Genomic DNA, 13007 nt, shown 5'->3' with positions numbered 1-13007 from the left:
TCGATTTAATTTTTGGAGACCAACAATGAAACCAATTCTACCTGATTACAACAGCGCTGGTGTGCTCATCATCGGTGATGTCATGCTAGATCGTTACTGGTATGGCCCAACCGGACGCATTTCTCCTGAAGCGCCGGTTCCTGTTGTAAAAGTAGAAAACAATGAAGAGCGTCCTGGTGGTGCTGCGAACGTTGCGATGAACATCGCATCACTAGGTGGCCATGCTCACATTGTTGGTCTAACTGGGGAAGATGAGCCTGCAAAAGTGCTGACGGAGACGCTGAGCTCACTCAATGTGAAGTGCGATTTCGTTGCACTGCCTGATTACCCAACGATTACGAAGCTTCGCGTAATGAGCCGTGGACAACAGCTTATTCGTCTCGACTTCGAAGACAAGTTTGAAAACACAGATTCTGCGCCTGTGCTATCGCGTATGGATGCCGCACTGCCAAACGTTAAAGCCGTGATTATGTCTGACTACGCAAAAGGTTCGTTAGAGCATGTTCAGGCATACATTCAAAAAGCGCGCGCAGCAAATATTCCGGTTTTCATTGACCCGAAAGGTGCTGATTTTGAACGCTACCGTGGCGCAACACTTCTTACGCCAAACATGAAAGAGTTCGAAGACGTTGTAGGTAAAGTGAAATCTGACCAAGAGCTAGTAGAGAAAGCACTGGCTTTGGTTGAAGAGTTTGAATTTGAAGCGCTTTTAGTGACACGCAGCGAAAACGGAATGACCTTGATTCGTCGTGGCCAGGAACCGTTCCACCTTCCAACTCAAGCGAAAGAAGTGTACGACGTGACAGGTGCGGGCGACACGGTTATCTCTGTATTGGCAGCGTCTGTTGCCGCAGGCAAATCATTTGAAGAAGCGTGTGCATTAGCAAACGCAGCGGCAGGTGTTGTGGTTGGTAAACTAGGCACGTCAACGCTTTCTGAGATTGAATTAGCAGAAGCGGTACATGGCAGCCAAGACACGGATTACGGTGTGATTTCAGAAAAAGCACTGATCGAAGCGGTGAAAAAAGCACGAGCTCGTGGCGAGAAAGTCGTTATGACAAATGGCTGCTTTGATATTCTGCACGCTGGGCATGTGTCTTACTTAAACCATGCTGCTGAACTGGGCGATCGCCTAATCGTTGCGGTAAATACCGATGAGTCAGTAAAACGCCTTAAAGGCCCTGGTCGTCCGGTAAACCCAACCGATCGCCGCATGGCGGTGTTGGCAGGTTTGGGCGCTGTGGATTGGGTTGTACCATTTAGTGAAGATACGCCGCAGCGTTTGATCTCAGAAGTTCTACCAAGCTTGCTAGTAAAAGGCGGTGACTACAAACCAGAAGAGATTGCTGGTGGTAAAGAAGTCATTGCGGCGGGTGGTGAAGTTCGTGTATTGAACTTTGAAGATGGCTGCTCGACCAGTGAGATCATTAATGCAATCAAAGGCGGTAAGGGCTAAGCCTGCTGTTTGTTAGCATTGAAATGCTATTTGCTCATAAAGGTCGCTAAGTGCGGCCTTTTTGATACTTGATGCTCAGAGACACTTTTAGGCTCTGAACTACAAGTAATAAAAAACGCCAGCTGATAACTCAACTGGCGTTTTTATTTATTAAGACCTGAAGTATTCAGTTAGCGGTTATTTTGCCGCTTTCAAACCTGCATCAACGTCCAAGATGTCTTGTTCGCTTAGCGTACCAACTGCTTGGCGTAGCTGAAGAACACTTAAAATGTAGTCGTAACGAGCGTTCGATAGGTTTTTGTTCGCATCGTATAGACGACGAGTCGCGTCCAGTACATCAACGATAGTACGAGTACCTACATCAAAGCCAGCTTCTGTTGCTTCTAGTGCAGAGCGTGCAGAAATAACCGCTTGCTCATACGCACGTAATGCGCCGATAGAGGCGTTAATGTTGTTGTTTTGTGCGCGAACATCTTTGACTACGCTACGGTACTGTGCTTCAAGATCTTCGCTTGCTGCCACGTATGCGTATTCAGCTTGTTTGGTTTGAGAGGTTACGTTACCACCTGTGTATAGCGGTACTGCAAGGTTCACACCAATATTGAAGTTGTCTGTCGTGTTGTCACGAGAGCTATGAGAAGTATCACCGTAGTTGTAACCACCGTCTAGAGAGAGCGTTGGTAGGTGGCCAGAGCTTGCTAGTGAAATATTGTCACGCGCAATGTCTTGAAGAATACGTGAAGATAGCAAGGTCAGGTTTTTGGTTTTTGCTTCATCAATGAGCGATTCAGCAGGTACGGTCGATGGGCTAGCAGTGAAGCGGCCAGTGTCCAAAATGTTGAGATCTTTGTGCTCTTGGCCTGTAATTTCACGCAGTGACTCGTAGCTATTAGTGAGCGCGTTTTCTGCCAACACTTCGTCCGCTAGCACTTGGTCGTACTGAGCTTGTGCGTCATGCACGTCAGTGATTGCAGACAAACCTACTTCAAAACGCTGTTTAGTTTGCTCAAGTTGACGGCCAACCGCGGCTTTTTCTGCACGTACGAAAACAAGATTATCTTGTGCGCGTAGAACTTCAAAATACGCTTGTGACACGCGAAGAATCAGTGCCTGTTGCGTCGCTGCGTAAGTTGCGTCTGCTTGGCGAGCACTTTTCTCAGCAGTATCTAGAGAGATCCAAGATGCGCGGTTGTAAAGTGCTTGTGAAAAGCTAACGCCAGCGGTTAGTGCGTTGCCATCGTTTGATACGTCGCTAATTAGATTTGAATCGTATTCAGTATCACCACGAGTTAAATTGTAACCCGCAGTAAGGTTAATTTGTGGTAATAGAGCACTACGGCTTGAGGTGATTGCTTCGAAAGCTTGGTCACGTTGTGCTGCTACACTGAGCAATTGTGGATCATTTTGTTTTGCCAAGTCGTAGATTTCAGCCAAAGAGTCTGCGAACGCAGACGTACTCATGCTACCTAGCGCTGCACTGATAAATAGTGGAAGCAATTTTTTCATTTTCTATTCCCGCGGTCCATAGATTGGTTAATTCTCAGTAGTTTAACTCAATTTGCACGATATTTACTCTAAAGTTTGCACTTTTTTACACGTAATTATCCACTTGTGCAATAAATTTTTAGCAAAGACTTAAATTAATTTGTAACTATTATACAAAAAGTTGAGCCAAGTCCTTTGAGCAAGCGAATAACAATGAGTAAACTACAGGATTCACTCAGAGAGGTGTTGAATGCAACAGCGTGACAAACAACAACAAGATTTTACTTCGCGAGATGTAAAAGTCATCTCGAAAGAAACCTTATTTGAAGGTTTTTTCAAAATGGTGAAATACCGCTTTCAGCATAGGCTATTTGCTGGTGGTTGGAGTGGAGTTGTCGAACGAGAAATGTTCGAGCGTGGTCACGCAGCAGCGATGCTTCCTTATGATCCAAAGACGGACCAGGTCGTAATCATTGAACAGATTCGTATTGGCGCGTTGGAACATGAACACCCTTGGCAGCTAGAAATTGTCGCCGGTATGATTGACCGCGATGAATCAGCTGAAGCCGTAATTCGTCGAGAGGCTGTCGAAGAAGCGGGGATTCAGGTGGGGCGCGTTATACCTGTCACTTCTTATTATCCTTCGGCTGGTGGTTGCTCGGAAAAGCTAGACGTCTTTGTTGGTGAAGTGGATGCGTCTAAAGCGCACGGCATTCATGGTTTAGACTATGAGAATGAAGATATCCGAGTTCATGTCATGAGTCGTGAAACGGCGTATCAATGGGTGAAGGACGGGAAATTTGAAAATGGTGCGTCGATTATTGCGTTGCAATGGCTGCAATTACACCATCAAGAGTTAAAGTCAGAATGGGGACAATCCCAAACGGTGGAGAGTGAGTAATGGCACAATTGGCTGAAAAACAACAATATCATGTTGATTTAGCTGGTCTTATGAGAACGTATGAGACCAACTACGCTAAGTTGAACGCCTTATTGCCTGCTTCTGCCGAAGTTGGGGATGTACGTTGCTACCAAGCGGCGAACATGGTTTACCAATTGACCGTGAATGAAATCACAAAATACACCACAGTTGTTGAGATATGTCAGAGTGATGAAACGCCAGTGTTTCCTTTACCGACGATGTCTGTCAGGCTTTATCATGATGCGAGAGTAGCCGAAGTATGCTCAAGCGGAGAGTTCTCTCGCATAAAAGCTAAGTATGATTATCCCAATGACCAACTGATGCAGAAAGATGAAAAGCATCAATTAAACACATTCCTCGGTGAATGGCTGACGTTTTGTTTACGAAGTGGTATCAGTAGAACACCACTTGCCTTCAATTGATCGTCACGTCACTAAAGGAAAATAACAAATAACGATATAGTGGACGAATCAGGTTTTCATTTTGCAATCATCTAGTGACAGCATCAAACTTTTACAAATTACGGATACTCATCTGTTTGCTGCCGATGAGGGAAGTTTGCTAAGCGTAAAAACAGTCGATAGCTTTAATGCTGTTGTTGCTGATGTTTTACGCCGCAACGTGGCGTTTGATTACATCTTGGCGACGGGCGATATTTCCCAAGACCATAGTGCAGAATCTTATCAGCGCTTTGCCAACGGCATTGAACCGCTAGAGAAAGACTGCTTTTGGCTACCTGGTAATCATGATTACAAGCCTAATATGGGCAGTGTTTTGCCTTCGCCACAAATCAAAGCCGCAGAGCATGTGTTGCTTGGCGAGCATTGGCAGTTAATTCTTTTAGACTCGCAAGTTGTTGGCGTTCCTCATGGGCGCTTGAGTGATCAGCAATTAACGCTACTCGAAGAAAAGCTAGCCGAACACCCAGAAAGACACACACTTGTTTTGTTGCATCATCACCCGTTACTGGTGGGAAGCGCGTGGCTTGATCAACATACTTTAAAAGATGCCGAAGCGTTTTGGCAGGTTGTCGAGCGTTTTGATAACGTGAAAGGCATTCTCTGTGGTCATGTTCATCAAGATATGAATGTGCTTCACAAGGGCATTCGAGTGATGGCAACACCCTCAACTTGTGTTCAGTTTAAGCCTAACTCGGATGATTTTGCCCTTGATACCACTTCGCCTGGTTGGCGGGAGCTGCAACTACACGCTTGTGGCGATATTACGACCCAAGTAGGTCGGCTTCCTGATGGCCAGTTCCAACCAGACTTCTCTTCTAACGGCTACTAACGCGCCCGAGCTCTCTGTTCGGGCTCGCTTTTTTGTGCGAGATATCTATGAGTAAACCTTCACTTCTTCTCTATATCCATGGCTTTAATAGCTCTCCACTCTCCATGAAAGCGAATGTGATGAGAGCCTACTGCGAGCAACATAGGTCTGATATCAAGGTGATTGTTCCCCAGTTACCTTGTTATCCTCAGCAAGCGGCGAAAATGTTGTTGGATATTATCGAGCAATATAAAGACGACTATAAAATTGGTCTAGTGGGCAGTTCATTAGGCGGTTTTATGTCAACGTGGCTAAATGACAAGTTTGGGTTTAAAGCGGTAGTGGTCAACCCCGCAGTCAAGCCTTATGAGTTGCTAGTAGATTATTTGGGTAAGCAAACTAACCCATATACGCATGAAACCTATACACTTGAAGCTTGTCATATTGACGAGTTAAAAGCTCTTGATGTACAAAGCATCGCGTCGCCACATTCTTTTTGGTTATTGCAACAAACAGAAGATGAGGTTTTAGACTATCGACAAGCGGTAGATAAGTTTGCAGACGCTAAGCAAACAGTAGAACAAGGCGGTGATCACAGTTTTGTAGGCTTTGAGCGTTATCCTGCACAGATTATCGAATTTCTAGAACTGTAATTCGAAAGCGATTGGAAAAGGCTCATAGTTTTTATTGATATATCCAACCGTTTCTTGACATGGGCGGTATGCTTTCCGACTATGTTTTGCCAAAAGATCTTAAGGGTCGAGGACCCTGGCTACTTTGTTATGCATCATGTTTACAAACTCTTAGTGATGTGAACAGGGTGGCTTTTTCGTTTCCTGAGTATGGGTACGCCCATTGGTGATACTCAGGCAACAAGTAAACTTTGAGAATAATTCCGTATTATGACTGAACAATATAATGCTGGTGCCATTGAAGTACTGAATGGCTTAGAGCCAGTACGTCGCCGACCAGGGATGTATACGGATACAGCGCGCCCAAACCATTTGGGCCAAGAAGTTATCGACAACAGTGTCGATGAAGCGCTAGCCGGACATGCCTCAAAAGTACAAGTCATCCTACATGCTGACCAATCACTCGAAGTGATCGATGATGGTCGAGGCATGCCTGTTGATATCCACCCAGAAGAGAAAGTATCAGGCGTAGAGCTAATTCTATGTAAGCTACATGCGGGTGGTAAGTTCTCTAACAAAAACTACCAATTCTCTGGTGGTTTGCACGGGGTAGGTATATCTGTAGTAAACGCGTTGTCAAAACGCGTTGAAGTAACAGTTCGTCGTGATGGTCAAGTGTATGAAATTGCATTTGAACACGGCGAGAAAGTGTCTGATCTGACCGTAACTGGCACATGTGGTCGTCGCAATCGCGGTACCAGCGTACATTTCTGGCCTGATGCGAAGTACTTCGATTCGGCTAACTTCTCTGTGACGCGCTTAGTCAACAACCTGCGCGCAAAAGCGGTTTTGTGTCCGGGCTTAGAAATCACATTAACCGACAAAGTTAATGGCAAAGACTATAAGTGGTACTACGAAGACGGTCTTAAAGACTATCTTGCGGAAGGTGTAAAAGGCTATCCAGTTATTCCTGAAGAACCATTTACTGGTGAGTTCTTGGCGGATACTGAAGCGGCAAACTGGGCGGTAATTTGGCAGCCAGAAGGCGGTGAAATGATCACCGAAAGCTACGTTAACCTAATCCCAACCGCTCAAGGTGGTACGCACGTTAATGGTTTACGCCAAGGCTTGTTGGAAGCGATGCGCGAATTCTGTGAGTTCCGTAATCTATTACCTCGTGGTGTGAAGCTAACGGGTGATGACGTTTTCGACCGCTGTTCTTACGTGCTGTCGGTTAAAATTCAAGATCCACAATTTGCAGGCCAGACCAAGGAACGTCTCTCTTCTCGTCAAACCGCGGCATTTGTCTCTGGCGTTGTAAAAGATGCGTTCAGTCTTTGGTTGAACGAAAAGCCTCAGCTCGCAGAGCAATTGGCAGAAGTCTGTATCGCTAACGCGCATCGTCGTATGCGAGCGGCGAAAAAAGTCGTACGTAAGAAAGTGGCTTCTGGCCCGGCACTGCCAGGTAAGTTGACCGACTGTTCTGCACAGGACTTAAGTCGCACGGAAATCTTCTTTGTGGAGGGTGACTCTGCGGGTGGCTCGGCAAAACAGGCACGTGACCGTGAATTCCAAGCTGTGATGCCACTGCGTGGTAAGATCTTGAACACGTGGGAAGTCTCTGCCGATCAAGTTCTTGCGTCTCAAGAAGTACACGATATCTCAGTTGCTTTGGGTATTGACCCAGATAGCGACAACCTCGAGAGTCTTCGTTACGGTAAGATCTGTATCCTTGCCGATGCGGACTCGGATGGTCTTCACATCGCAACGCTGCTTTGTGCTCTATTTACTCGTCACTTCCGCGCACTAGTGGAAGCGGGTCATATCTATGTGGCGATGCCGCCTCTGTATCGAATCGACTGCGGGAAAGAAGTGTTCTACGCCCTCGATGATGATGAAAAAGATGGCATTTTAGAGCGCTTGTCGAAGAAGAAAGCCAAAATCAACGTGCAACGATTCAAAGGTCTGGGTGAGATGAACCCACTTCAGTTGCGTGAAACCACCATGGATCCGAACACGCGTCGCTTAGTGCAGTTAACCATTGACGACTCTACGGCGACCATGGAAATGATGGACATGCTGCTAGGTAAAAAGCGTGCAGATGACCGTCGTTCTTGGCTACAAAACAACGGCGACTTGGCAGAGGTGTAACGGATGTCTACAGAAATTACCTACGATGGCGTCGAACAATTGCCAATGCGCAAGTTCACTGAAGACGCTTATCTGAACTACTCGATGTACGTAATCATGGACCGCGCCTTGCCATACATTGGTGATGGCTTAAAGCCGGTTCAACGACGCATCATTTATGCGATGTCAGAGCTTGGTCTCTCTGCATCAGCAAAATACAAAAAATCTGCACGTACCGTTGGTGACGTGCTAGGTAAATACCATCCGCACGGTGATTCAGCGTGTTACGAAGCGATGGTATTGATGGCTCAGCCATTCTCTTACCGCTATCCATTAGTGGATGGTCAAGGTAACTGGGGTGCGCCAGATGATCCGAAATCATTTGCGGCAATGCGTTATACCGAAGCAAAACTGTCTAAGTTTGCTGAAGTATTGCTTGGCGAACTTGGTCAGGGCACGGTTGAATGGCAACCTAACTTTGATGGCACAATGAAAGAGCCACAAATGTTGCCAGCACGTCTGCCTCATATCCTGCTTAACGGTGTAACCGGCATTGCCGTTGGTATGGCAACAGACATCCCACCGCACAACGTTCGTGAAATCGCAGATGCGACTATTCATTTGATCGACAACCCGAAAGCAGAACTGCCGGACGTGATGCAGTATGTCAAAGGTCCAGATTACCCAACAGAAGCAGAAATTATCTCGCCGCAAGCGGATATCGAGAAGATTTACCGCAACGGTCGTGGCAGCATCAAAATGCGCGCGGTTTGGCATAAAGAAGGTTCTGATATTGTTATCACTTCTTTGCCTCACCAAGTATCGGGTGCCAAACTGCTTGAGCAAATCGCTAACCAGATGCGTGCGAAGAAGCTGCCAATGGTTGACGATCTTCGTGACGAATCGGATCACGAGAACCCAACGCGTATCGTTGTGGTGCCTAAGTCAAACCGTGTCGATTGTGACTTGTTGATGAACCACTTGTTCGCATCAACGGATCTTGAGCGCAGTTACCGCGTTAACTTGAACATGATTGGTTTGGATAACCGTCCTCAAGTTAAAGGTCTGGTGCAAATTCTATCTGAGTGGATCGAGTTCCGTCGTACGACTGTGCGTCGTCGTCTACAACACCGCCTAGACAAAGTAATGGCTCGTCTACACATCTTGGAAGGTTTGTTGGTTGCTTACCTCAACCTAGATGAAGTGATTGAGATCATCCGTACTGAAGACGATCCAAAAGCTGTGCTGATGGAACGCTTTGGTATTACCGATATCCAAGCGGATGCAATTTTAGATACCAAACTTCGTCATCTAGCAAAACTAGAAGAGATGAAGATCCGTGGTGAGCAAGACGAGCTAGAGAAAGAGCGTGAGAAGCTAGAACAGCTACTCGGTTCTGAGCGTCGTCTGAACACACTACTGAAAAAAGAAATCAAAGCAGACGCAGAGAAATACGGTGATGACCGTCGCTCTCCAATGGTTGAGCGTGCAGAAGCAAAAGCGCTGACTGAACGTGACCTCGTACCAAGTGAGCCAATCACGGTTGTGCTTTCTGAGAAAGGTTGGATTCGTCACGCGAAAGGCCATGACGTGGATGCCGAAGGCTTAAACTATAAGTCGGGTGATAAGTATTTAGCGCATGCTCGAGGTAAGAGTAATCAGCCTGCGGTATTCCTAGGTAGTGACGGTCGAAGTTACTCTCTGGAATCGCACTCACTGCCTTCTGCTCGTAGTCAAGGTGAGCCGATTACCGGTCGCTTGAATATTACGGCTGGTAGCAGTATTCGCCAAGTCATCATGAGTGAAGAAGATCAGCTGTGGCTGGTGGGTTCAGATGCAGGTTACGGCTTTGTATGTAAAGGCGCGGACTTGCTGTCTAAAAACCGCAGTGGTAAAGCGCTCGTCACTTTACCTGCCAACTCTGAGATCATGACGCCAAAAGAGATTGAAGATTTAGACTCTGATGAAATCTTAGCAATCACTAACCAAGGTCGCATGCTGCTGTTCCCAATCAAAGACTTGCCACAACTGGCGAAAGGTAAAGGGAATAAGATCATCAACATTCCTGCTGCTAAAGCAAAAGAGCGAGAAGAAGTACTATCTCACTTAATGTCTTTACCAAAAGGTGCATCGTTAACGCTGTACGCGGGTAAGCGAAAGTTGGGTCTTAAACCGTCTGACCTTGATAACTTCCGTGGCGAACGTGGTCGCCGAGGTGGGTTATTACCGAGAGGTTTGCAGCGAGTCACTCGCATTGAAGTTGAGCTGGATGATTCCGATACGACGGAAACACCGAGCGATAGCGAGTAACGCACAAATAAAAATCCCAGCCAATGGCTGGGATTTTTTATGCTTCTTGCTTGTCTTCAGCAATGGTGACTTTCAAGGTCATCTCTTTTCCTTTGCGAATGATACCGACGTCCACGGTGGTGCCAGGACGTAAATCGGTGACGATATCCATAACGCTCTGACGCCCCTGAACCTTATTGCCATCAATACTGATAATGATATCTTGTTTTTGAAAGCCAGCCGCATTGGCTGGGCCATTTGGATCAATACCAAGTACGACAATACCACCTATGTGTTCATTTCCAAGTAGGCGAGCAGTGACCGCATTAATGTCTTGGCCGTCGATTCCAATATAACCACGAATCACGCGGCCATCAGCGATGATTTTCTGCATGATCTTACTGGCTAGCGGCGCAGGGATCGCAAAAGAAATACCGTAAGTTTCTAAGTCTGTCGCTTGCTGAAAAGAGGCGGTGTTAATGCCGACGAGCTCGCCTTGTGTGTTCACTAGGGCTCCACCAGAGTTACCTTCATTGATGGCGGCATCGGTTTGAATGAATGCTTGACGACCATCGCTAATAGATGAACGACCTGTGGCAGAAATAATGCCGAACGTTGTGGTTTGTCCAAGGTTGTATGGGTTACCGATGGCTAGTACTACATCGCCCACTTGTGGTTTGTAATTAGAGTTCAGAGGGATTACGGGCAAATTCGAACCTTCGACACGCAGCACGGCTATATCAGTACGTTTATCTGTCCCTACGAGCTGAGCCGCTGCGGCTCTGCCGTCTTGTAATGCCACAACAATTTGATCAGCTTGAGCAACCACATGATAGTTAGTAATGATGTAGCCTTTCTCACTAACAATGACACCTGACCCCAGACCTTGAGTCGAGAGTTTACTGCGATCATTCTCAACATACTTACGGCTGTAGATGTTTACCACTGCAGGCGCTGCTCTTCGGACCGCTTGATTAAACGTCAACTCGACTGATGCGATATTAACAGGTTGAGGATCAAGCGCGGCAGGAATTACGTTGTTGCGCAAAGATGGAACCGCCAGTAATACCACTGCGGCAGTAGCCAAGCCTAAAAAGACAGAACGTAATAAAAAGCTGAGCATATCCTCTCCATGTGTGAGCGCCAAAATGGCATCGAAGATGAAGAATAGCATTACATTGAAAAATAACAAAAGGGCAGCACGTCATCGCGCTGCCCTTTTCATTAGTTATTGAGCGATAAGGAAAAGTGATCGAGCCTTATCACTCAGTACTATGCATCGAAAACCTTATTTCCTATCACTTTGAAAGTGGTTAACGAATGACAAGATAAATAGTACGTTCACCACGTTGAATATTAAGAGCCAGTACACCTTTGTGTTTCTCTACGATTGTACGAAGCTCGGCAAGGTTTTTCACTCGTTGACGGTTCACACCGATAATAATGTCACCTTGTTGTAATTGATATTGAGCCGCTGGAGAGTTATCTGCAACGCTCGATACTTTAACACCTTGGATTACATCACTTGGTGTTGTATTGCTTAACTCCGCACCTTTGAGTCCCTCATGTAATGTCTCCGCTTTAGCTTTCATATTCGTAGATTCGCCAAGCGTTACATCAAAGGTTTTATTCTTACCATCTCGAACCACACCTAATGTGATTTCTTTACCTGCTCCCAGTGTTGCCACTTTTGCGCGGAGCTCTGAGAAAGTATTAATCGCTTTGCCGTTCACCGATACAATTACGTCACCGGCTTTTAACCCTGCTTTATCGGCTGCGCTGTCCGGTACGACTTGACCAATAAAGGCCCCTTTACTTGACTCGTAACCCAATGCATCAGCTAGCTCAGAGGTTACTTCGCCACCTTGCACACCCAACATGCCGCGTTTGACTTCACCAAACTCTAGAATTTGATCAGTGAGGTTTTTCATCATGTTTGATGGAATCGCAAAGCCAATACCCACATTACCGCCGTTAGGGCCTAAAATCGCAGTATTAATACCGATCAGCTCACCATTAAGGTTGACCAATGCACCACCAGAGTTACCGCTGTTAATTGCGGCATCGGTTTGGATGAAGTTTTCGAAGTTTTCAACGTTTAAGCCGCTACGACCAAGGGCTGAAACAATACCCGAAGTCACAGTTTGACCGAGTCCAAATGGGTTACCAATCGCAACCGTAAAGTCACCGACACGCAGTTTGTCGGAATCCGCGACCTTAATCTGCGTTAAGTTTTTCGCTTTCTCTAATTTAAGTAACGCAACATCGGCCATTTCATCACCGCCAACGAGCGTAGCGTCATACTCGCGCCCGTCAAAGAGGCGAACTCGAATCTCATCTGCCCCCTTAATCACATGGTAGTTAGTGACAATATGGCCTTTCTTCGCATCAATAATGACACCAGAACCTAAACCTCTGAACGGGCGCTCTCGCCTTTGTTCCATAGGAAAGTCTGGGCCAAAGAAAAATTGAAATTGCTCGGGAATGCGGCTGGTTTGTACTTGTTTACCTTCTACAGCAATACTCACAACAGCTGGGGTCACCTTCTCAAGCATTGGTGCCAAGCTAGGTAACTGTTGGCCATCCACATTCAAAGGTAATGCGGCAGTGGCTTGAACTGGGGCAATAATCGACCCCAAACTCAGAGATAGAACGGTGAGCGCAAGCAGTGGTTTTTTCATCCAATAACTCCTCTTGAAACATGTCTGCCAAAAAGAAATATCCGAACGGTTAGTTCACTTTGTTAACAACTAATATAGGGTCTAGTTCGGACAATCAAAAGGGGAGGCAGTGCACATCCAAGTTAGAGCGAAGGTGAGGTGAA

Annotated in this window: 10 protein-coding genes; 7 read left to right on the top strand and 3 right to left on the bottom strand. The window is 46.3% G+C overall.

Features of this window, described 5'->3' with window-relative positions:
• Window positions 1-25 precede the first annotated feature (25 nt).
• Window positions 26-1456 (top strand): bifunctional D-glycero-beta-D-manno-heptose-7-phosphate kinase/D-glycero-beta-D-manno-heptose 1-phosphate adenylyltransferase HldE, encoded by a 1431-nt coding sequence (gene hldE, locus J4N43_RS13645; RefSeq protein ID WP_017633601.1) that lies wholly within the window; start codon window positions 26-28, stop codon window positions 1454-1456.
• A 177-nt stretch (window positions 1457-1633) separates the two neighbouring features.
• Here hldE and tolC read toward each other — a convergent pair whose 3' ends face one another.
• Complete coding sequence (gene tolC / locus J4N43_RS13640; protein ID WP_005379884.1) at window positions 1634-2962, bottom strand: outer membrane channel protein TolC; 1329 nt, start codon at window positions 2960-2962, stop codon at window positions 1634-1636.
• 229 nt (window positions 2963-3191) lie between these two features.
• Between tolC and nudF the strand changes: the two genes are divergently transcribed.
• The 6 genes from nudF to parC all read left to right on the top strand — a co-directional run bounded on the left by nudF (window position 3192) and on the right by parC (window position 10204).
• Window positions 3192-3842, top strand: coding sequence for an ADP-ribose diphosphatase (gene nudF / locus J4N43_RS13635; RefSeq protein ID WP_025768397.1), 651 nt, complete (start codon window positions 3192-3194; stop codon window positions 3840-3842).
• Window positions 3842-4285 carry a DUF1249 family protein gene (locus J4N43_RS13630; RefSeq protein WP_017633603.1) on the top strand — a complete coding sequence of 148 codons (444 nt, stop codon included), beginning with the start codon at window positions 3842-3844 and terminating at the stop codon, window positions 4283-4285. The genes nudF and J4N43_RS13630 overlap by 1 nt, the downstream gene beginning before the upstream one ends.
• A gap of 61 nt (window positions 4286-4346) precedes the next feature.
• Window positions 4347-5153 (top strand): 3',5'-cyclic-AMP phosphodiesterase, encoded by an 807-nt coding sequence (cpdA, locus tag J4N43_RS13625; protein ID WP_005387419.1) that lies wholly within the window; start codon window positions 4347-4349, stop codon window positions 5151-5153.
• A 47-nt stretch (window positions 5154-5200) separates the two neighbouring features.
• Window positions 5201-5785 (top strand): esterase YqiA, encoded by a 585-nt coding sequence (gene yqiA, locus J4N43_RS13620; RefSeq protein ID WP_005379875.1) that lies wholly within the window; start codon window positions 5201-5203, stop codon window positions 5783-5785.
• A 249-nt stretch (window positions 5786-6034) separates the two neighbouring features.
• Complete coding sequence (gene parE / locus J4N43_RS13615; protein ID WP_005387417.1) at window positions 6035-7915, top strand: DNA topoisomerase IV subunit B; 1881 nt, start codon at window positions 6035-6037, stop codon at window positions 7913-7915.
• A 3-nt stretch (window positions 7916-7918) separates the two neighbouring features.
• Complete coding sequence (gene parC / locus J4N43_RS13610) at window positions 7919-10204, top strand: DNA topoisomerase IV subunit A (protein ID WP_017633605.1); 2286 nt, start codon at window positions 7919-7921, stop codon at window positions 10202-10204.
• Between the two features lie 37 nt (window positions 10205-10241).
• Here the strand turns inward: parC and degS are convergent, their stop codons facing one another.
• Together degS and J4N43_RS13600 are read right to left on the bottom strand one after the other, a co-directional pair.
• Complete coding sequence (degS, locus tag J4N43_RS13605) at window positions 10242-11306, bottom strand: outer membrane-stress sensor serine endopeptidase DegS (RefSeq protein ID WP_017633606.1); 1065 nt, start codon at window positions 11304-11306, stop codon at window positions 10242-10244.
• A gap of 190 nt (window positions 11307-11496) precedes the next feature.
• Complete coding sequence (locus J4N43_RS13600; RefSeq protein ID WP_025768400.1) at window positions 11497-12864, bottom strand: Do family serine endopeptidase; 1368 nt, start codon at window positions 12862-12864, stop codon at window positions 11497-11499.
• Between the last annotated feature and the right edge of the window lie 143 nt (window positions 12865-13007).

This window comes from Vibrio sp. SCSIO 43009 (assembly GCF_023716525.1).
GTDB lineage: Bacteria > Pseudomonadota > Gammaproteobacteria > Enterobacterales > Vibrionaceae > Vibrio > Vibrio alginolyticus.
This window is presented reverse-complemented; position numbering and strand designations above follow the sequence as displayed.

What these genes read in the sequence shown, in the direction of transcription:
- hldE (WP_017633601.1), top strand. Translation starts at nt 26, where the DNA reads ATGAAACCAATTCTACCTGATTACAACAGCGCTGGTGTGCTCATCATC.
- tolC (WP_005379884.1), bottom strand. Translation starts at nt 2,962, where the DNA reads ATGAAAAAATTGCTTCCACTATTTATCAGTGCAGCGCTAGGTAGCATG.
- nudF (WP_025768397.1), top strand. Translation starts at nt 3,192, where the DNA reads ATGCAACAGCGTGACAAACAACAACAAGATTTTACTTCGCGAGATGTA.
- J4N43_RS13630 (WP_017633603.1), top strand. Translation starts at nt 3,842, where the DNA reads ATGGCACAATTGGCTGAAAAACAACAATATCATGTTGATTTAGCTGGT.
- yqiA (WP_005379875.1), top strand. Translation starts at nt 5,201, where the DNA reads ATGAGTAAACCTTCACTTCTTCTCTATATCCATGGCTTTAATAGCTCT.
- parE (WP_005387417.1), top strand. Translation starts at nt 6,035, where the DNA reads ATGACTGAACAATATAATGCTGGTGCCATTGAAGTACTGAATGGCTTA.
- parC (WP_017633605.1), top strand. Translation starts at nt 7,919, where the DNA reads ATGTCTACAGAAATTACCTACGATGGCGTCGAACAATTGCCAATGCGC.
- degS (WP_017633606.1), bottom strand. Translation starts at nt 11,306, where the DNA reads ATGCTCAGCTTTTTATTACGTTCTGTCTTTTTAGGCTTGGCTACTGCC.
- J4N43_RS13600 (WP_025768400.1), bottom strand. Translation starts at nt 12,864, where the DNA reads ATGAAAAAACCACTGCTTGCGCTCACCGTTCTATCTCTGAGTTTGGGG.